The organism is Geothrix sp. PMB-07 (assembly GCF_030758935.1).
In the GTDB taxonomy this organism is placed as follows: domain Bacteria; phylum Acidobacteriota; class Holophagae; order Holophagales; family Holophagaceae; genus Geothrix.
Genome location: NZ_CP132333.1, coordinates 2,442,384 through 2,460,844, shown reverse-complemented (window position 1 = coordinate 2,460,844; position 18,461 = coordinate 2,442,384). Strand labels below are relative to the sequence as shown.

The window sequence follows — 18,461 nt, the reverse complement described above, 5'->3', positions numbered from 1 at the left end:
CATTTTAGGTCGATGAATTACAAAATACTTCCAAATGATTTATTGGTATGCAAGGAAATTTCATGCCATCTATAATTTATTAATTTTATTAACACTTCTTGACACGAACTCGAGGGTTTCATCACTGTTATCCACAAGGTCAAGGAGACACTTATGAGTCTGGCAGTACTCGCCCCACCTTTGTCCATCAGGAGTGGTCCAGCCACCCTTCGTTCGCGTTTCGCACAGGCATTCCTCGGGGTTTCGGCCCTGATTCTGGCCCTGGCCTGCGGCGGTGGAGGCGGTGGCGGTGGTGGCAGCACCACTCCCGTGGTGCCCCCACCTGTGGCGACCAGCCTGACCGCCAGTGCCGCGGCTCCGGCCTTCGGCAGCACCTTCACCCTTACCCCTGTCTACACCGCGGGAACGGGGGCCATCGACAACGGCGTGACCTGCCCAGCCACGGGTGTGCCCTCTGCAGCGATCACGGCCAACTGGGCAGGCGCGAAGACCTTCACCCTGACCGTGACGAACTCGGCCAATGTCACCGCCACGACCACCGCCGTGGTGACTCCTCAGGTGGTGAGCGTGGGGGCCATCACCCCAGCGGCGCCCTCCGTGACGGTTTCCACCACGAAGACTTTCAGCAGCACTGTGACCGGTGGCGCCCTCAACACCGTAACCTGGTCTGCCAGCGCGGGCAGCTTCGCCGGCAATGTCTGGACGGCACCCGCCACGCCCGGAACGGTCACCATCACAGCCACCTCCGTGGATGATCCCACCAAGACGGCCACAACCACGGTCACCGTGTTGGCGGCGGTGGCTGTGCCCACCACGCCGGTGGTGACCGCTCCCGCCAAAGCAACAGCCGGGAAGACGGGGCTTACGGCCTCTGTGCCGACGCAAGCTGGCTGCACCTACGCCTGGACCCAGACCGGTGGTGCAACGATCACTGCAGGCGCGACGACCAATTCAATTACCTGGACTGCGCCTGCGAGCGGTTCCGTGACGCTCTCCTGCACCGTGACCAACTCGGCTGGTGTTTCCGCGACGCCTGGTACCGCCACCATTCCGGTGGTTGCGGCCGCCACCCAGCCGGTTGTGACTGCTCCGGCTAGTGTCACGGCCTCCAAGACGGGCTTGACGGCATCCGTGCCTGCCCAGACAGGCTGCACCTACGCTTGGACCCAGACCGGCGGCGCGACGATCACGGCCGGTGCGACCACTAACTCGATCACCTGGACTGCCCCAGCAAGTGGTTCCGTGGTGCTCTCCTGCACAGTGACGAACTCTGCAGGTGATGCTGCCACCGCTGGAACGCACACCAGTGCTGTGGTGGCGGCTGCCACCCAGCCTACGGTAACGGCTCCTGCCAATGTGACGGCCTCCAAGACAGGCCTGACGGCTTCCGTGCCTACTCAGTCGGGTTGCACCTATGCCTGGAGTCAGACCGGGGGAGCGACGATCACCGCCGGTGCGACCACCAACTCGATTACCTGGACTGCCCCTGCAAGCGGTTCCGTCGTGCTGTCCTGCACGGTGACGAACGCCGCCGGCGATGCCGCCACCGCTGGAACGCACACCAGTGCTGTGGTGCCTCTCCCGAGCATCACAAGTTTCAGCGCCACTGCCTCGCGTGTTGTTCCTTCCGGTAGCACGACCTTGATTGCCAATTTCACGGGTGGAACCGGTTCCGTCAGTGGCCTCGGCGCCATCGTCGGAGACGGCACCCCTCTTTCCACCAACGCACTTTCGACCACGACTGTCTTCACCTTAACGGTGACGAATGCGGCCGGAGATGCTGCAGTCTCTCATCCTACTGCCACCGTGACCGTGGGCAACGACCTCACCGTGAACATCACGGGGCTTGGCGCCTTGGCTGGCGATGTGACCGTCACGGGGCCCAATGGCTTCAATCAGCACCTGACCGCCAATCAGACCTTCAATGGGCTGGAGGATGGCACCTACACCATCACCGCTGCGACGGTGACCGATCTCAGCCAGCCCGGTCTCGGTGGCGCGCTGGGTTCCGCCCACCTGCAGCGCTACCCCTTGGTTCGTGTGCAGACTCAGGCCCTGAGCGCCGCCGGCAGTGATCCGGCCACCGCCACCCTTGTGGCGAACTATCCAGCTGCGACCCTGACAGTGGCTGCGGGCAGTACCTCCATCGATATGGTTTTGGTGCCCGGCGGCACGTATACGATGGGTGAATCGGAGACCACTATCGGTTCTGAGGCAGTGGCGTTGCCACCGCATTCCGTAACCCTGGCCAAGGCTTTTTATGTGGCCAAGGTTCCCGTGACTCAGGCCCAATGGAGTGCGCTGATGAGTGGGAATAATCCGTCGGATTTCGTTGGCCCGACCTTCCCCGTGACAAACGTGTCTTTCGATGACATCACGGCGCCGACCACCGGCTTTTTGGACAGTCTGAACGCGGCCGCTTCTGCCAAGCCGACGGGAAGCACCTTCCGTCTGCCCACGGATGCCGAGTTTGAATACGCCACTCGAGCCGGAACCACCACGAACTTCTATTTCGGAAGCTATGACACGGGGGTTCCCGCGGATCAGTCGGTGGTGGACACCTTTGTATGGTCGAACAGCAACAGTGCTGGGGCGATTCATCCTGTTGGTGCTCTGCTGCCCAACGCCTGGGGTCTCTACGATATGTCTGGCCTGATCTGGCAGCTTTGCCAGGACGACTGGCATGCCGACTACGCGGCATCTGGACCTGGAATTCCTGCACTTCCCGTCAATGGTTCGGCCTGGGTGGATTCCCCCCGTGCCGCGGGTCGTGTCTACCGGGGTGGATCCTGGGCCGGCGCACCTTGGCAGGCCCAGTCCAAGTTCCGTGGGCCTTACAACCATAATGATGCTTTAAATAACAACGCCGGCTTCCGCGTGGTTCTGCAGTTGCCTTGATGGATGCCTCATCGGCCCAGGGCTTCAGCCCTGGGCCGGTGCTGAAGTGATGTGATCATCCCCGCTCGTCCCTGGCGCTTGTTGTGGCCAGTGGTGAGCGGGGATTGGGTTTGTCGGCAGGTGTGGGGCCGGTCGTTGGGTGTGGTTTGCCGACCGCTCCCCTGGTTTAGTCCAGGTAGAACCCCACCCCCTGCCACACCTTGAACTTGGTCTTGCCGTCCTTGGAGGTGGCGGGGTCGAAGACAAGGCGCTTGGCGGCTTCGACGCAGGCCTCTCCGGCTTCCTTGGCCTCGGCGGAATCGCCGGGCAGGCCTTGGATGAGGCGGGCGGCGAGGACGTCGCCCTTTTCGCTAACGAGGACGTGGACCACCACCACGCCCTTGGGTCGCCCACCCAGGAAGCTGCCGGACTTGATCCTCGGGGTGGCACGGTTGAGGTTGATGGCCCGGGCCGGGAGGATGTCCTCGCTCAACTGCACCAGGTCGCCTTCCGCAGGAACGGCGTTCGCTTTCTGCTGGAGGGCCTCATTCTCTGAGCGCAGGCGGGTCGCCTCGGCCTTGGCGGTTTCGGCGGCCTGCTTGGATTCCTGCAGATCCCTGAGGATGGTGTCGCTGCCGCCCTGGTTTTCCTTCAGGGCGGCACGGAGCTGATCGTTTTCCTTCCGGGCCGCTTCGCATTCCGACTGGGCCAGTTCCCTGGCTTTCTTGGCGCTGGCGACTTCCTGCTGGAGTTCCTCGGTGGAGGCCAGCCGCAGCTTGAGTTCGTCCCGCTCCTCCGTAAGCCGTTTGACCTGCGCCTGAAGCTGGGCGGCGGTGGGCTTTTTCGGGGCCGCGGCAGCGAGGGGCAGGGCCACCAGAAGCAGGGCCACGAGAGGCATGGATGGGGCAAGGCGCATGAGACCTCCGGAAAAGGGAGGGTTCAGCGCGGAGCCATGGGCTGATCGCCTCCCTGGGCGGGTTTCGAGGCCTTGAGAATCCCACGCTTCAGCAGGCGGGAGAAGATGGCGAGGCACTCGGTGGGCTCGAAGGGTGCGATGGACAGGATGTCGCGAATGGTCCAGAGGCCGTTCACACGGCTGGCGAGGAAAGCCTCGTTGGGGCCCAGGTTGGTGGTCATGAGTTCATCGAGGCTCACGGCCAGATCGGGCACCAGGTCCTGGTCGAGCTTCTTCTCCTCGAGCATGTCCTGAACCACCGCCATCATCTTGTTGGCATCAAGGTGGCGGGGCTGGTCCTTGAGGATGCGGCGCAGTTCCTCCTGGGCCTCCTGCAGCTTCTGCTTCTCCACCAGGGCTCGTGCCCGCTGGAGCTGGAGGCTGGGGTTCTCGCCCAGGTTGCCGCCCGCGTTCACGATGCGCACGAGGCCCTTCTCGTGGAGATCGAAGAGCAGCTTGTTGATCTTATACTCGGGCAAGCGCATGTCGATGACCAGCTGGTCCACGCGTTTGGCGCCGTCCAGCCGCGCGAGGATGTCCGCGTCCTCAGGGGCCAGGGGCAGGCGTTCGGCAATGGCTTCCGATATGGCGGAAAGCACCGCATCCCCGCCCTTGATGACCCGGCGGATGCGCTTCCAGTCGTCCAGGCGCCGCGCGCCCTCAAGGACGATGCCGGTGACATCGAGGCTCAGCAGCATGGATTTCTGGTGCGAGGCCGCGCCATCGTGGAATTCAAAGCTGCCCACATTCCAGAGGAAGGTGTCGAAGATGCTCTCTTCGACCTTCAGCTGAACGATGCGGCGGATTTCGGCCTCCGTCACAAGTTGCCGGTTGATGAGAATGCGGCCGAGCAGCTGCTGCTCATCTTCCTGGGTGGCCAGGGCATCGCGCAGCTGCTCCTCGGTGATCCGGTTGAAGGCGAGGAGATACTGGCCCAAATACTCGCGGGGATCGGACGACCAGATGCTGGTGATGCGTCCTTCGTGGAAGGCCACGCGCTTGGTGTGCAGGGGGCCCTTGAGTTCCAGCACGCCGGTCTTTTTGCCCACGGCAAGCCATTGGAAGATGTCTTCCAACCCCATGGTGCCTAGATCGCCGCTCAGCGCCAAGTGCCGCCTCCCATCAGATCAAGCCTAACCCGATCCTTGTCCTGAATGCCAGATACTCAGAAAAATACAATCGCCCGGACCACCCTGGGAGTTTTATCGGCACCGGAACGGGGCTCCTGTAGCCCATTCCGGAACCTTCCTTCCAACAAAGAAAAGGAGCATGGACTGGGTGGGTTTGGCCTCAGAGGTTGGGCAGCACTTCCCGAATCGCGTGGTTCAGCAAGTCGGGGTGGTGCCGGGCCTTGGGCTCTTCCGGATCCAGCAAGGGGAACTGGTAGACCGGGATGCCCAGCATGTGGTGGGCTGCCGTGAGCAGCGGCTCGCCGCCCTCGGCCCGGTACCTGGCCAGGATATCGGGCTGCAGGGTGGCCGCGTTGGCGATGATGGCGGAAATGCGGGTTCGGCCAAAGGCGGAGATGGCGGCCACATGGGTTTCCAGATCCAGACCGGAGGTCTCGCCTGGCTCAGTCATGAGGTTGGCCACGTAGACCACGGGGGAACCGGAGGATTCGATGGCTTCCTGAAGGTCCTGCAGCAGCAGGTTGGAGATGGTGGAGGTGTAAAGGCTCCCCGGCGCCAGCAGGATGAGGTCTGAGCGCAGGATGGCCAGCACGGCTTCGGGCAGAGGATCGGCATCCTGGGGCTCCAGCCAGAGCTTGGCCAGGGGCGGTTTGCAGGAGCCCACGGATGTCTCACCCACGTAGCGTTTGCCTTCCATATCCTCGGCGCAGAGGGTGACGGGCACCACTGTCGAGGGGAACAAGCGTCCCTGGGTCACCAGAATGCCCGAGAGCTGGCGGATGGCCCGCACCCAGTCGCCGGTGAGATCGGCCAGGGCCCATAGCATGAGGTTGCCCAGGGAGTGGCCTGCGAGGCTGCCTTCGCCTTGGAACCGATAGTTCAGCAGGTCGGATAGGGCCGAATCCTCCAGCGTCAGCGCCGAGAGGCAGTTCCGCAGGTCACCGGGGGGAAGGCCACCCAGTTCCTCCCGCAGGCGGCCCGAAGAGCCGCCGTTGTCGGACACGGTGACGATGCCCGTGAGCTTCCAGGGATCACGGCCCCGCCCGGCTTCCCGCTTGAGGGCACGCAGGAGGGCGGCCAGCCCGGTGCCGCCCCCGAGGGCGGCCACCCGAAGCGGCTGGTCCGCGCTCAGGCCACCGATGAGGCCAGCCTGGGGGCCTTCCTGCGCAGCCACGGGTGGGTTCCTGGCTCAGCGGCCTTCGGTGAAGGCGAAGAGGGGCGATTTGCGGATGGCGTTGAAATCGGGCTCCATGTGCCACTGGTAGACGAAATCGCCATCGAGTTCCACGGCCTTCTTCAGGCTTTCGGCGGCGCCCTCGACGTTCTCGACTTGGGCGAAGGCGACGGCACGGAGGTAGTGCAGTGAACCCATGGTGGGGTGGCTCTTGATGGCCTTCTCACTGAGCTTGAGGGCTTCCTCGGTCTCGTTGCGGTTGAGGCAGGCCTGGATTTCCGTCACGGGATCAGCGGCAGCCGCCTTGGCCGGATGCAGCTTGCCATCGGTGAAGGAGAGGTAGACCTGCGCCCGGCGCTTCATGGTCCAGTCGCTGGCGGCCTCGGCATCCTTCGCCAGGGCTTCCAGGGCGGTGGCGGCCTCGGCGTGCTTGCCGGAATCCACCAGCTTCACAGCCTTGCTGAAAGCCAGGGCCAGCGGGGACGGCGCGGACTGGGCGGGCGCCGGGGCGGATTTGGGTGCGGTATCGGTCTTGGCCTTCGTCGCCATGCGGGATCCTCTGGATGCTTTTGAGAAACTATAGAGTGACAGGGTTTCTCCCGCAAATCCGGGTCCGCATGGCGACGGGGACGTTTATCACATCTTGAACAGGGCCTTTTCCTTGTTGAGGATGCGGGTGGAGACCAGGGTCATGACGCCAGCCAGGCCCACCGTCATCCCGAAAGACACCAGGTATTCCAGCCAGCTGAACTGTGGACTGAACAGCTTGCGGAGGGTCATGCAAACGTTCAGCACCGGCACGTAGGCCAGGAAGGCCATCTTGTCCACACCGGGGGCCGAGCTGAACATGCCCAGGATGATCACCAGGAAGATGCCCGGGGTTATGGAGGTGCCCGCCTCGATGGTGTTCTTGGCCTGGACACCCATCAACAGGATGAAGTTCGCGAAGAAGAGGCCCAGGGGCACCATGATCAAGAAGGTGAGGCCCAGGGTCATGGGGTTGGCGATGGTCCCCATGGCTTGCATGAGGCCGCCACTGCCACTGCCGCTGCCCATCAGGGAAAGCGAGAGGCCCATGCTCGTGAGGTTCAGCAGGGCGGAAATGACGCCCATGCAGAAGATGTAGAGCAGCTTGCCAAGGATGATCTGGATCCGGGGCAGCCTTGTGGCCATGAGGCTGAGCAGTGTGTTGCGCTCTTTCTCGCCGGCAGTGGCGTAGATGCCGTGCTGCATGGCGCCCGTGTACATCATGATCATCAGCATGTAGGGCAGTATCATGCCGATGACCTTGCCCATCTCCAAGGCGTCATCCGCCGCATTCTTCACATCCAGTTTCAGCGGTTCGGCCAGCTGAGTGGAAGCGCCCAGGCTTTGAAGTCGACTCAGCACCCAGGCCTTCTTCTGGGGTTCAAGTTTTTCTTTGAGACGCTTGAGGGCCAGTTCCGAGGCGCGCTCGCTCTCATCCATGGTGGCCGCGACGCTGAAGGTCTCGTGCTTCTGCAGGGCGGTGGCCGCTTCCGGCGCCACCTCCAGGGCCATCTCCAGCCTCTGATCGCGGATGGCCTGCTTGAGATCGCCTTCCGGCTTGGCCACCAGCTCGAACAGCTTGGGCTCGGCCTTCAACATGGGCGCCAGGGCGCTGGAAGGGTCGACGAGATAAACCCGGCTGGCCTTGTTGCGGTTCTGGGCTTCGTCTCGCTTGCCCAATTTGGACATCATCGTGAAGATGGCGGGATAGATGAAGAAGGGCAGCACGAAGACCATGAACAGGGTCTTCCGGTCCTTGGAGAGCTCCAGGAACTCCTTCTTGGCGATGAGCAGGGCGCCGCGCATCAGTGGCCTCCTTCGGATTCAGCAGCAAGTTGGAAGAAGACTTCGTCCAGGGTTTTGGCGCGTCGGGATTCGAGGATCTGGTGCGGGGGGGCGTCACCGTGCAGCTTGCCGTCGAAGATGATGCCCACTCGGTCGCAGATGTCTTCCACCATGGGCATGACGTGGGTGGACACGATCACAGTGCGGCCTTCCTCCTTCATGATGCGGAGCAGGTCCAGCACGGTCTTGGCAGTCAGTACGTCCAGCCCCGTGGTGGGCTCGTCGAAGATCACGACCTTGGGATCGTGCAGCAGGGCTCGGGCGATGCTCACCTTCTGCTTCTGACCGGAGGAGAAGCCATCCATCTTGACGTCGGCGAAATCCGCCAGCTGGAGCTTCTCCAACAGGTGCAGGCCGCGCCGCTCGGCCACGAGGGGATCCACGCTCTGGAACTCGCCGAAGAGGCGCAGCAGTTCCCGGGGCGTGAAGCGGTTGTAGACGCCCATGTCTGTGCTGAGGTAGCCCAGGCAGCCGCGCACGGCCTCGGGTTGCTGCCGGGTGTCCAGGCCGCAGACCTGGATGCTGCCGCTATCAGGATCCATGAGGCTGGCAATCATCCGCAGCGTGGTGGATTTGCCGGCGCCGTTGGGGCCGAGCAGGCCGTAGATCTCCCCGGGCTTCACCGTCAGGGAGATGCCGCGCACGGCGTCGATGCGCTTGTTCGTGCGGGTCTTGCGATCCTTCACGCTGAAGGATTTGTGGACCTCGTTGAGCTGGATCACCAGGACCTCCGGGGGAGAAGGCAACAGTTTACGGATGGGTTCAGGAGAATCGCCCCGTCCATCGGCGAATGGAGGGGAGGCACCGGCGAACGGGAACAGGCGGGGATCGAGAGGTTGGCTCCCGTACCAAGCACGCCGTTCAAACTCGTCGAAAAGAAAGAATCAATCAGCGAAAAGCGGAGACAACAGCTCAGGATGATCTTGTTCTGCAGGCGTCCGTTCTAAGGGTGGTTCAGGGCTCCGGTCAGGCCCAGGGCCAGCATCACCAGGCCCGCGCCGAGGCAGTAGACTGCGAAACCGTTCAGGCGGGGCTTGCGGGTGAAGCGGTCCAGCAGGCCAATGGCCAGGTAGCCAGAGATGGCCGCAGCCACGACCCCCACCACGCACAGCAGCACCGGCGCGGCGGATCCCGCCGGGAAAGCCATGTCCGCGGGCAGGGGCTGGTGCTTGAGCAGGGGCTTCAGCAGACCGCGCAGTTCCACCACCGCCGCGGCGGCGATGGTGGGCATGCCCAGCAGGAAGCTGAAGCGGGCCGAGGCCGGCAGCTTGAGGCCGCGGAACACGCCCACGGAAATGGTGGAGCCTGATCGCGAAAGGCCGAACCCGCCGCCGATGCCCTGGATGGTGCCCACGGCAAGGGCATCCATCGCCCGCAGATCCTGGATGTCACGACCGGCGAGATCCTCCTGGTTGAGGTTGGCCCGCGCGCGGCTGAGGTGGTTGGCGATGAAGAGCAGCACGGCCGTGCAGAGCAGGCCGATGCCGTAGACCCACAGGTGCTCCTTGGCAGCTTCCTTGATGCCACGGGTGGCCATGCCGAAGATGCCCGTGGGGATCATGGCCACGAAGAGCCAGATGGCCAGGCGGCGGCCCTCCTTATCACGGCCGAAGCAGCCCATGGCCACCTGGATGAGCTCGCGCCGGAAATAGATCATGAGGGCCACGAGCGTGCCCACGTGCAGCAGCACATCAAAGGCCAGGGGCATGGGGCGGCCACCGAACATCAGGTGTTCCGCCAGAGTGAGGTGCGCCGTCGAAGACACCGGCAGGAATTCCGTCAGGCCCTGGATGAGTCCCAGGAGGATGGCGTGCAGCAGATTCATTCAAGGCTCCTTGTGCCAAGAGTGTGCCATGCATGGTTGAATCTCCCCATGCGATCCATCGATCTCCGCTCCGATACCGTGACCCAGCCCTCCCCGGAGATGCGTGCCGCCATGGCCGCTGCGGAAGTGGGCGATGATGTGCTGGAGCAGGATCCGACCCTGGCCCGCCTGGAAGCGCGGGTGGCCGATCTGCTGGGCATGGAGGCCGCCCTCTGGGTGCCTTCGGGCTGCATGGGCAACCTCATCGCCCTGATGCTGCACCTGAAGCGAGGCGACCGTTTCCTGGCGCCCGCCCAGGCCCATGTGCTGGGTTCGGAGCTGGGCACCGGCGCCTGGCTGGCGGGGGGCATGCCCGAAGCCTTGGCCTGGGAGGGCGGCCCGGGTCGGCCCACCGCAGCCCAGGTGACGAAGGCCGCCGGTTCCCAGGGCCCGTACTACACCCTTCGCACCACGCTGCTCTGTCTGGAAAACACCCACAATTTCGCTGGCGGCACCGTGACACCACGGAGCGAACACCGGGCCCTGGTGGGAGCGGCCAAGGCGGCGAAGCTGGCGGTGCATTTGGATGGGGCCCGGCTCTGGCACGCGGCCACGGCCCAGGGCCTGCCGCCCGCAGCGCTCACGGAAGGCGTGGACACCGTACAGGTGTGCCTGAGCAAGGGGTTGGGCGCCCCGATGGGGTCGCTGCTGGGTGGCTCGAAGCCCGCGATCCTTGAGGCCCGGCGCCTGCGTAAGATGCTGGGCGGCGGCGTGCGCCAGGGCGGCGTCATGGGCGCTGCAGGGCTCGTGGCCCTGGAGTACCTGCCGCGCCTTTCCGAAGACCACGCCAAGACCCAGCGCCTGGCCGAGGGCTTGCGGAATCTGGGCGTTCAGGCCCCTCATCCTGAGACCAACATCCTGCTGGTACCGGTGCCCGATGCCGCTGCGGCCCTCGCGGCGCTCGAATCCGTGGGTGTGCGCACGCTGCCCGTGGGCTCGGCCATCCGCTTCATCCCCCACCGCGATCTGGCACTGACTGACATCGAAGAGGCCCTTCGCCGCATGGAACCCGTGGCCCACCTTCTGCGGAGCGCCTGACCATGAAAGCACGCCTGGCCGTCGCCGCCGTCCTGCTGGCTGTCCTGCTGGGGGTGGGCGGCTTCGTGCTCTATCAAGACACCCTCGTGCCTGTGCCTCTTGCAACAGGGCAGGGGCTGTTCGTTCCGGCCAATCCCGAGTTCGGCGAGGATAGCGCCCAGTTGGAGGCACTGCTTCCCGCGAGTCCGGCCCTGGAAGCCTTTCTCGCCAACCAGTCCGACCTCACGCTGCTGGAGAAGGATGCGGCAGAGGCTTGGGTCGGCCAGTTGCTCACGGCGTTGCAGACCTCGCGGCACGGTCGCCGCTGGCGCATGACCCTGCGATCCCCCTGGCGCCTGCAGGATGGCAGCCAGCTCCAGGCTTCTCGCGTGGGCGAGGTCCTGGCCCGCGAAGCTGCTGGTGTGGGTGCGGACCTGCGGGTCATCGATTCCGCCACGCTTGAGCTCCGCTTCAAACAGCGCCGCGAGGACGTGCCACAGCTTCTCGCGCGGTGGCGCATTCCCGGAAGCGGGCCCTTCCTCCGGCGGGATCACACCCTCACGCGCTTCGAGGGGTTCACAGCCGGGCGGAGCGGCATCGCGGGGCTGTCCGTTGTCTCTGATCCGGCCCTCCTGGAAAGCCACGCGTGGGCCCAGGGCCTGACTTCGGGCCGCTGGGCCTGGGCGGTCTTCCCGGGCCACATCGCGCCCGAGGACATGGCCAAGGTGCGATTGGCCGGTTATGACGAATTGCGCCTGAAGGACGGCAGCGTCTGGTTCCTGTCCCGTCGCCTGCGGCGCTTAAGGCCCCAAACAGACGACTGGACCCGCACCCGACTCTTCGGTGTGTGGAAGGGGGCCATGGACCTGCCTTACGATCCCCTGGGTCTTTGAGGGCCGCTGGAGCTTTGAGGATTTCCGTCCCCATTCACCTTCGGCGATAGAGATCCATCACGGCTGCCGAGACCGCGGAGATGGCATGGGTGGGTCTGAGCGTCTTTCCCTTGTGTCCAGGCTTGGCACCCATGGCCCCCATTTCATGGGGCAGGATCGTCATGAAAAGCGATGGAAGCCGCGGATTCACACCATTCCATCTGCGTCCACCCTCCGCGGTGCATCCCTCCCGATTGAACGCGAAACGTCATCAGAGAAGGAAGTGCCCTTCGAGCACCTTGACCGCTTGGCCTCCGATGCGAACCCGCTCCCCGGTCAACTCGCAGGTCAGTTCACCGCCCCGTGGAGAGGCCTGGAATGCGCGCAGGCGGTTCTTGCCAAGGCGCTCGGCCCAGTAGGGAATCAGCGTGCAGTGAGCGCTGCCCGTGACCGGATCTTCGGGAATTCCATCGGCTGGGAAGAAGCACCGGGACACGAAGTCGTGTTCACGGCCCGGGGCGGTGATGAGGAGGCCCATGCCAGGGATGGCCTTCATGGCCTCGTAGTCGGGCGCCACGGCGCGAACGGCAGTCTCATCCTCCAGCACGGCCAGCACGTCTCGGGCCTGCCGGACTTCCAAGGGACGGCAGCCGAGGATTGCGGCGACTTGGTCTACCCGTTCCGGGGCGGGGCGCCCGGGCCTGGAAGGGAAGTCCAGGACAAGGGCTTCGCCCTGACGATCCACAGTGAGAACCCCGCTTTGGCTTTGGAAGGTCACCCGGGCTGAACCCGGCTCCAATTCATTCAGGACGAGCCAGGCGCTGGCCAGGGTGGCGTGGCCGCACAGATCCACCTCGTTGGCGGGCGTGAACCAGCGAATCCGCCAGCCTGAGGATTCCTTCACCAGGAAGGCGGTCTCGGACAGGTTGTTCTCCGCGGCGATGCTTTGCAGGAGCGCATCGGGCAGCCACGCGTCGAGGGGCATGACGGCTGCGGGGTTGCCCTCGAAGGGACGCGAGGCGAAGGCGTCGATCTGGTGCAGCGGCAGGCGCATGGTTCCTCCGAGGCTGTCCGGGATGATCTCCCGAATCCTCATTCCAGATTGGCAGACTGCTCGCGGATCTGGTCCAGCACACCCTTCGCCTCCATGACCGCGCGAGTCATGTCGATGCGCTTGCACTTGCTGCCCGTGGTGTTGAGTTCGCGGAGCACCTCCTGGCACCACACGTCCACGGCCTTGCCTTCCAAGCGGCCCTTGGCGAGGCGCTCGGCGAAATCCTCGAGGTGGGCGGCAAGACGAATCAATTCCTCACGCACATCCTGTCGCTCGGCCAACACTCCGGCTTCGGCCAGCAGCCGCTCCGCGGGAAGGGCCCCCGCGAGGCGGGCTTCCTCGAGAATCTGTTCAATGCGCTGGCGATAGAGGCCGGGCAGCTCTGCGGATTGGGCTTCGGCCTCGGCCTTCAATTTTTCGCGCAGCGCCTGGAGCCGGGCCAGTCCGTCGGCGAAGAAGGGACGGAGGCGCTCCGCCTCCCGGTTGCGGCCTTCGTTCCAGGTCCCCAGCAAGGTGCTCAGAGCCTCATGGACAGGGCCTTCAAGCCGTTCCGCCAGATCCGAGGCAGGTGCCTGGAAGGCCCCAGGTAGGCGGAAGAAAGCCTCGGCGGTCAGCGGCGGCAGGTGCAGCCATTCCGCATCCTCCTGCCAGCTCTTGGCCACGGCCCGCAGCAGGGCCCGGTTCATGCGCGGTTCCAGCGAGGGTTCGTCCTGCACCTCGATGCCCAGATCCAGCTTGCCGCGCTGGGCCGCCTCGCGAACCCGCGCGCGAAGGCCCGCCTCCAACGGGAACAGGGCAGGCGGCAGCCGCAGGCTCAGGTCCAGCGTCTTCGAATTCACACTGCGAAGGGTGAGCCGCAGCTGTCCGGCCTCCAGGGGGCGGACGATCTCGGCGAAAGCGGTCATGGATTTCATCAGCACCATCCAGGGAACAGTTCTCCCAGAATAGCGCGGCGTTCGGCTTCGACCGCGGTCACGCCCTTTAGCCTAGTGGGCCTGGATCTCCAACCAGGGCGCCTCTAGACGGCGACGGGACTCATAGGCAGCGATGTCCTCCAGGTTGGCCTCGGTGCGCTTGATCTCATCGAGGCCCTCCAGCAACACGGCCTTGCGGGCGGGCTCGATGGCAAAGGCGAAACAGAGGTCGCCCCCGCGCACCTGCTGGGCTGGTAGATCCACGGTGAGCGGGCCTTTGATTTCGGCGAGGGCCTCGATGGCTTCCATGGGGAGGATGAGGGGGAGCAGACCATTGGCGAAGCAGTTGTTGAAGAAGATGTCGGCGAAGCTGGGGGCCAGGATGGCGCGGATGCCGAAATCCTTCAGGGCCCAGGGCGCGTGCTCACGGCTGGAGCCGCACCCGAAATTGGGACCAGCAAGCAGGATGGAAGCGCCACGGTAGGGCGCTTGGTTGAGCACGAAGTCCGGACGCTCTACACCCGCATTGTCGTATCGGATTTCGTGGAAGAGGTTCCGGCCCAGGCCTGAACGCACCAGCGTCTTCAGGAACTGCTTGGGGATGATGAGGTCGGTGTCGATGTTGGCGCGGAGCAGGGGTGCGGCGGTGCCGGTGAGGGTGGTGAAGGGCTCCATCTCAAACTCCCATCAGGCTGCGGACATCGGTGAAGTGGCCGGTCACCGCGGCGGCGGCGGCCATGCCGGGGCTCACGAGGTGGGTGCGACTACCCCGTCCCTGGCGGCCCTCGAAATTGCGGTTGCTGGTGCTGGCGCAGCGCACGCCCTCGGCCAGCCGGTCATCGTTCATGCCCAGGCACATGCTGCAGCCGGGCTGGCGCCACTCGAAGCCCGCCTCGAGGAAGATGCGGTCCAGCCCCTCGGCCTCGGCCTGCCGCTTGACCAAGCCTGAGCCAGGCACCACCAGTGCGCGGATGCCGGAGGCCACCTTGCGGCCCCTGGCCACGGCGGCGGCCTCGCGGAGATCCTCGATGCGCCCATTGGTGCAGGAGCCGATGAACACGGCCTGTAAGGGGATGTCTGCGATCCGGGTGCCGGGTTTCAGATCCATGTATTCCAGCGCCCGCTGGATGGCCTGCCGATCTTCGGTTGTCGCTGCGGTTTCGGGGTCGGGCACGCGGCCACTGATGTCGGTCACCCATTGGGGACTGGTGCCCCAGGTGACTTGGGGGGCCAGGCTCGAGACATCGATGGTCACTTCTGAATCGAAGTGGGCGCCTGCATCCGACACCAGCGTGTGCCAGTGGGCCAGGGCCTGCGCCCACAGCTCACCCTGGGGCGCGAGTGGGCGACCCTTCAGGTAGGCGAAGGTGGTGTCGTCGGGGGCGATGAGGCCCGACCGGGCGCCCGCTTCGATGCTCATGTTGCAGAGGGTCATGCGGCCCTCCATGGAGAGGGAGCGTACGGCATCGCCAGTGAATTCGATGACGCTGCCCGTGCCGCCCGCGGTTCCGATGCGGCCAATGAGGGCCAAGGCGAGATCCTTGGCGCCGAGGCCCGGAGGCAGGGTTCCCTCGAAGCGCACGCGCAGGTTCTTCGACTTGCGCTGGGGCAGGGTCTGGGTGGCCATGACGTGCTCCACCTCGCTGGTGCCGATGCCGAAGGCCAGGGCTCCGAAGGCGCCGTGGGTGCTGGTGTGGCTGTCGCCGCAGACGATGGTTGTGCCGGGCAGGGTGAAGCCCTGTTCGGGCCCCACCACGTGGACGATGCCTTGGCGTTCATCCAGCAGGGGCAGGTAGGGCACGCCGTAGGCCTTCACGTTGCTCTCCAGCGCCTCCACCTGCAGGCGGCAGGTCTCGTCGGCGATGCCCTTCTCGCGGTCGAGAGTCGGCACGTTGTGATCCGCCACGGAGAGAATGGCCGTGGGTCGGCGGAGTGAACGCTTCGCTTCCCGCAAGCCCTCGAAGGCCTGGGGGCTGGTGACCTCATGGACCAGGTGCCGGTCGATGTAGAGCAGGCTGGTGCCATCGGTGCGCGTGGCGACGAGGTGTTCATCCCAGATCTTGTCGTAGAGGGTGCGGGGACTCATGGTTTCTTCCTCCTGGGGGGAGCGGCGCTGCGGGTGAAATCAGTGGTTCGGATGAGCTGGAGAAAGGCCTTGGCCGCGTGGGACATGGCCTCCTCCCTTCGGGTGACGATGCGGATGAGCTTTTCCACCTGCAGTTCCTTCACGGCCACCTCCACCAACTTGCCTTGGCGGACGCCCCCTTGCACGGTCATGCGGGGCAGGATGGCGAGGCCGGCGCCCAGGGCCACGAAGTCCTGAATGGTGGCCAGAGAGCCCAGTTCCATGGTGATGCGCAGGGGCGTGTCGCACTTGGCGAAGAGATCGATGATGGCGTTGCGGGTGGGCGTGATGGCGTTGTGCGCCACGAAGGTTTCCTTGCCCAGAACCTCCAGGCTCACTTCCTTCTTGCGGGCCAAGCGGTGGTCCGGCGGCACCACCAGCACCATGTGGTCGCGCAGGATGACTTCGCTTTGGAGTTCAGGATGCAGGGGGTCGTAGGAGACGAAGCCGATGTCGAGACGGCGCTCCAGTACCTCGGTGGGGATGCGCTCGGAGCTTTGGCGGTAGGCCTGAATGCGAATGGATGAGTGGGCCTGCTGGTAGGCCAGCAGGACGCTGGGCAGCAGGAATTCCGACACGCTTTCGTTGGCCCCGATGTTGAGGCGGCCCTGCTGCAGGCCCTTCAGCGAACCGAAGGTATCGAGCACCTGCTTGCGCAGGTCGAGCATGCGCTGGGCCATGGGCAGCAGCGTGGCGCCTGCGTCGGTCAGCGTGCCGCCCTTGGTGGTGCGATCCAGCAGCGTCTCGCCCAGCTCGTCCTCCAGGCGCTTGATGGCCAGGCTGATGGCTGGCTGGGTGCGGTACAGGCGTTCCGCGGCGCGCGAGAAGCTCTTCTCCCGCGCCACCACCAGGAAAGTCTCCAGCTGTCCCAGGTCCATGGCTGCTCCGTGGTGAAGTGTAGGGTTAGAAGCATATCTTATGGAATGATAAAAAAAATTAAATGTATTTATGACTCGATTGGCGCCATCTTCAGGTGATCCCTCCGGCCAGCCCGGACGAAGGAGTACCCCGAACCATGGGCAACCAGCGGATCACCATCTTCGACACCACGCTTCGCGACGGCGAGCAGTCACCCGGCTGCAGCATGAACCTGGACGAGAAGCTGCAGATGGCCCTGCAGCTGGAAGCTCTGGGTGTCGATGTGATCGAAGCTGGCTTCCCCGTGGCCTCGGACGATGACTTCGCGGCGGTGCAGGCCATCGCCCGGGAGTGCCGCAAGCCCATCATTGCGGCCCTGTGCCGGACCATCCCCAAGGACATCGACCGCGCCTGGGAGGCCCTCCGCGAGGCGGCCCGGCCCCGCATCCACACCTTCCTGGCGACCTCCGACATCCATCTCGCCTACAAGCTTCAGAAGACCCGGGAAGAGGCCCTCCAGATGGTCCGTGAGGGCGTCAGCCGGGCCAAGTCGCACTGCCAGGAGGTGGAGTTCTCTGCGGAGGATGCCACCCGCAGCGATTGGGACTACCTGGTGCAGGTGTTCACCGTCGCCATCGAGGCTGGCGCCACCGTGTTGAACGTGCCGGACACCGTGGGCTACACCGTTCCCGACGAGTACTCGAAGCTCATCACCTACCTGCGGGAGCGGGTGCCGGGCATCGAGGACGTCACCATCAGCGTGCACTGCCACAACGACCTGGGATTGGCAGTGGCCAATTCCCTGGCGGCGGTGTCCGCCGGGGCGCGGCAGGTGGAATGCACCATGAACGGCATTGGCGAGCGTGCGGGCAATGCTGCGCTCGAAGAGGTGGTGATGGCGCTCTCCGTGCGCCGCGACGCCATGCCCTACACCACCGGCGTGAACCAGGAAGCCATCTACCGCACCAGTCAGACCCTGGCCAACATCACGGGCATTGAAGTTCAGCCCAACAAGGCCATCGTGGGGCGCAACGCTTTCGCCCATGAAAGTGGCATCCACCAGCACGGCATGCTGAGCCATCGCTCCACCTACGAGATCATGACGCCGGAATCCGTGGGCGTCCGACAGACGCACCTGGTGCTGGGCAAGCATTCGGGCCGCCACGCCCTGGCCAAGCGGTTCGAGGAACTGGGCTACCCGCTGGAGCGGGCCGAGCTGGACAAGGCGTACAAGCTCTTCACCAAGCTCAGCGACCAGAAGAAGGAGATCTTCGACGAGGATCTGTTGGCCATCGTCCGCGATGGCCTCACGCACATCCCCGAGACGTTTAAGCTGCGAGCCCTTCAAGCCACCGCCGGCACCTCCATGTGGGCCACGGCCCTGGTCACCCTGGCCAGCGAGGAAGGCGAGCACACGGAAACCGCCATGGGGGATGGCCCCGTGAACGCCGTGTTCGCCGCGGTGGACAAGCTCACGGGCCTGAAGGGCCGCCTGCTCGATTTCCGCATCCACGCCATCACTGGCGGCGCCGATGCCGTGGGCGAGGTGTTCATCCAGGTGGAATTCGATGGCGTGGCCCACGGTGGCAAAGGCGCCAGCACGGACATCGTGGAGGCCAGCGTGCGCGCCTACCTCAACGCCACCAACAAGGTGCTTTTCTCTCGCCGGGCCCTCGCCACTCCCGTGCCTGCTGAGGCGAGGTCGTAAATGGAGGACAGAATGCCCGAACCTAAAATCGAGACGGCGGA

General features: G+C 64.7%; 16 protein-coding genes. 4 read left to right on the top strand and 12 right to left on the bottom strand.

From position 1 onward, the window contains the following. Positions 1-153 precede the first annotated feature (153 nt). Entirely contained in the window at positions 154-2,898 is a 2,745-nt protein-coding gene (locus Q9293_RS10930) for an SUMF1/EgtB/PvdO family nonheme iron enzyme (protein WP_306246365.1), read from the top strand. A gap of 166 nt (positions 2,899-3,064) precedes the next feature. Here the strand turns inward: Q9293_RS10930 and Q9293_RS10925 are convergent, their stop codons facing one another. From Q9293_RS10925 to Q9293_RS10895, 7 genes are all read right to left on the bottom strand, one after another. Next, complete coding sequence (locus Q9293_RS10925) at positions 3,065-3,793, bottom strand: hypothetical protein (RefSeq protein ID WP_306246363.1); 729 nt, start codon at positions 3,791-3,793, stop codon at positions 3,065-3,067. 23 nt (positions 3,794-3,816) lie between these two features. Next, positions 3,817-4,941 carry a DUF4388 domain-containing protein gene (locus Q9293_RS10920; RefSeq protein WP_306246361.1) on the bottom strand — a complete coding sequence of 375 codons (1,125 nt, stop codon included), beginning with the start codon at positions 4,939-4,941 and terminating at the stop codon, positions 3,817-3,819. 181 nt (positions 4,942-5,122) lie between these two features. After that, positions 5,123-6,136, bottom strand: a complete 1,014-nt coding sequence (gene yvcK, locus Q9293_RS10915; RefSeq protein WP_306246359.1) for a uridine diphosphate-N-acetylglucosamine-binding protein YvcK — start codon at positions 6,134-6,136, stop codon at positions 5,123-5,125. Between the two features lie 15 nt (positions 6,137-6,151). Next, on the bottom strand, positions 6,152-6,685 hold the full coding sequence (locus tag Q9293_RS10910) for a tetratricopeptide repeat protein (RefSeq protein ID WP_306246357.1): 534 nt from the start codon (positions 6,683-6,685) through the stop codon (positions 6,152-6,154). Between the two features lie 87 nt (positions 6,686-6,772). Beyond that, positions 6,773-7,969, bottom strand: a complete 1,197-nt coding sequence (locus Q9293_RS10905) for an ABC transporter permease (protein ID WP_306246355.1) — start codon at positions 7,967-7,969, stop codon at positions 6,773-6,775. Beyond that, positions 7,969-8,730, bottom strand: a complete 762-nt coding sequence (locus Q9293_RS10900; protein WP_306246353.1) for an ABC transporter ATP-binding protein — start codon at positions 8,728-8,730, stop codon at positions 7,969-7,971. The genes Q9293_RS10905 and Q9293_RS10900 overlap by 1 nt, the downstream gene beginning before the upstream one ends. A 221-nt stretch (positions 8,731-8,951) precedes the next feature. Further along, positions 8,952-9,833 (bottom strand): undecaprenyl-diphosphate phosphatase, encoded by an 882-nt coding sequence (locus tag Q9293_RS10895; protein WP_306246352.1) that lies wholly within the window; start codon positions 9,831-9,833, stop codon positions 8,952-8,954. Positions 9,834-9,881: 48 nt separating this feature from the next. Between Q9293_RS10895 and Q9293_RS10890 the strand changes: the two genes are divergently transcribed. Beyond that, the gene (locus Q9293_RS10890; RefSeq protein WP_306246351.1) at positions 9,882-10,910 is read left to right on the top strand and encodes a low specificity L-threonine aldolase; all 1,029 of its coding nucleotides are present in this window, start codon (positions 9,882-9,884) and stop codon (positions 10,908-10,910) included. A 2-nt stretch (positions 10,911-10,912) separates the two neighbouring features. Next, the gene (locus tag Q9293_RS10885) at positions 10,913-11,782 is read left to right on the top strand and encodes a hypothetical protein (RefSeq protein WP_306246349.1); all 870 of its coding nucleotides are present in this window, start codon (positions 10,913-10,915) and stop codon (positions 11,780-11,782) included. Positions 11,783-12,032: 250 nt separating this feature from the next. Here the strand turns inward: Q9293_RS10885 and Q9293_RS10880 are convergent, their stop codons facing one another. From Q9293_RS10880 to Q9293_RS10860, 5 genes are all read right to left on the bottom strand, one after another. Then, positions 12,033-12,815 carry a PhzF family phenazine biosynthesis protein gene (locus Q9293_RS10880; RefSeq protein WP_306246348.1) on the bottom strand — a complete coding sequence of 261 codons (783 nt, stop codon included), beginning with the start codon at positions 12,813-12,815 and terminating at the stop codon, positions 12,033-12,035. A 38-nt stretch (positions 12,816-12,853) separates the two neighbouring features. Next, a complete protein-coding gene (locus tag Q9293_RS10875) occupies positions 12,854-13,729 on the bottom strand; it encodes a YicC family protein (protein ID WP_306246346.1) in 876 nt (291 codons plus the stop codon). A 72-nt stretch (positions 13,730-13,801) separates the two neighbouring features. After that, complete coding sequence (gene leuD / locus Q9293_RS10870) at positions 13,802-14,404, bottom strand: 3-isopropylmalate dehydratase small subunit (protein ID WP_306246344.1); 603 nt, start codon at positions 14,402-14,404, stop codon at positions 13,802-13,804. A 1-nt stretch (position 14,405) separates the two neighbouring features. Beyond that, a complete protein-coding gene (gene leuC, locus Q9293_RS10865) occupies positions 14,406-15,815 on the bottom strand; it encodes a 3-isopropylmalate dehydratase large subunit (RefSeq protein WP_306246342.1) in 1,410 nt (469 codons plus the stop codon). Then, entirely contained in the window at positions 15,812-16,732 is a 921-nt protein-coding gene (locus Q9293_RS10860) for a LysR family transcriptional regulator (protein ID WP_306246340.1), read from the bottom strand. The genes leuC and Q9293_RS10860 overlap by 4 nt, the downstream gene beginning before the upstream one ends. A gap of 137 nt (positions 16,733-16,869) precedes the next feature. On the opposite strand from Q9293_RS10860, the gene Q9293_RS10855 reads away from it, so the two are divergent. Further along, positions 16,870-18,420, top strand: coding sequence for a 2-isopropylmalate synthase (locus Q9293_RS10855; RefSeq protein ID WP_306246338.1), 1,551 nt, complete (start codon positions 16,870-16,872; stop codon positions 18,418-18,420). The last annotated feature ends 41 nt before the right edge of the window (positions 18,421-18,461 follow it).

Excerpts from the sequence above, each read along its gene's own strand:
- Q9293_RS10880 (WP_306246348.1), bottom strand. The coding sequence starts at position 12,815 with ATGCGCCTGCCGCTGCACCAGATCGACGCCTTCGCCTCGCGTCCCTTC.
- Q9293_RS10855 (WP_306246338.1), top strand. The coding sequence starts at position 16,870 with ATGGGCAACCAGCGGATCACCATCTTCGACACCACGCTTCGCGACGGC.
- Q9293_RS10885 (WP_306246349.1), top strand. The coding sequence starts at position 10,913 with ATGAAAGCACGCCTGGCCGTCGCCGCCGTCCTGCTGGCTGTCCTGCTG.
- Q9293_RS10890 (WP_306246351.1), top strand. The coding sequence starts at position 9,882 with ATGCGATCCATCGATCTCCGCTCCGATACCGTGACCCAGCCCTCCCCG.
- Q9293_RS10895 (WP_306246352.1), bottom strand. The coding sequence starts at position 9,833 with ATGAATCTGCTGCACGCCATCCTCCTGGGACTCATCCAGGGCCTGACG.
- Q9293_RS10925 (WP_306246363.1), bottom strand. The coding sequence starts at position 3,793 with ATGCGCCTTGCCCCATCCATGCCTCTCGTGGCCCTGCTTCTGGTGGCC.
- Q9293_RS10930 (WP_306246365.1), top strand. The coding sequence starts at position 154 with ATGAGTCTGGCAGTACTCGCCCCACCTTTGTCCATCAGGAGTGGTCCA.
- Q9293_RS10860 (WP_306246340.1), bottom strand. The coding sequence starts at position 16,732 with ATGGACCTGGGACAGCTGGAGACTTTCCTGGTGGTGGCGCGGGAGAAG.
- leuC (WP_306246342.1), bottom strand. The coding sequence starts at position 15,815 with ATGAGTCCCCGCACCCTCTACGACAAGATCTGGGATGAACACCTCGTC.
- leuD (WP_306246344.1), bottom strand. The coding sequence starts at position 14,404 with ATGGAGCCCTTCACCACCCTCACCGGCACCGCCGCACCCCTGCTCCGC.
- Q9293_RS10875 (WP_306246346.1), bottom strand. The coding sequence starts at position 13,729 with ATGAAATCCATGACCGCTTTCGCCGAGATCGTCCGCCCCCTGGAGGCC.
- Q9293_RS10905 (WP_306246355.1), bottom strand. The coding sequence starts at position 7,969 with ATGCGCGGCGCCCTGCTCATCGCCAAGAAGGAGTTCCTGGAGCTCTCC.
- Q9293_RS10910 (WP_306246357.1), bottom strand. The coding sequence starts at position 6,685 with ATGGCGACGAAGGCCAAGACCGATACCGCACCCAAATCCGCCCCGGCG.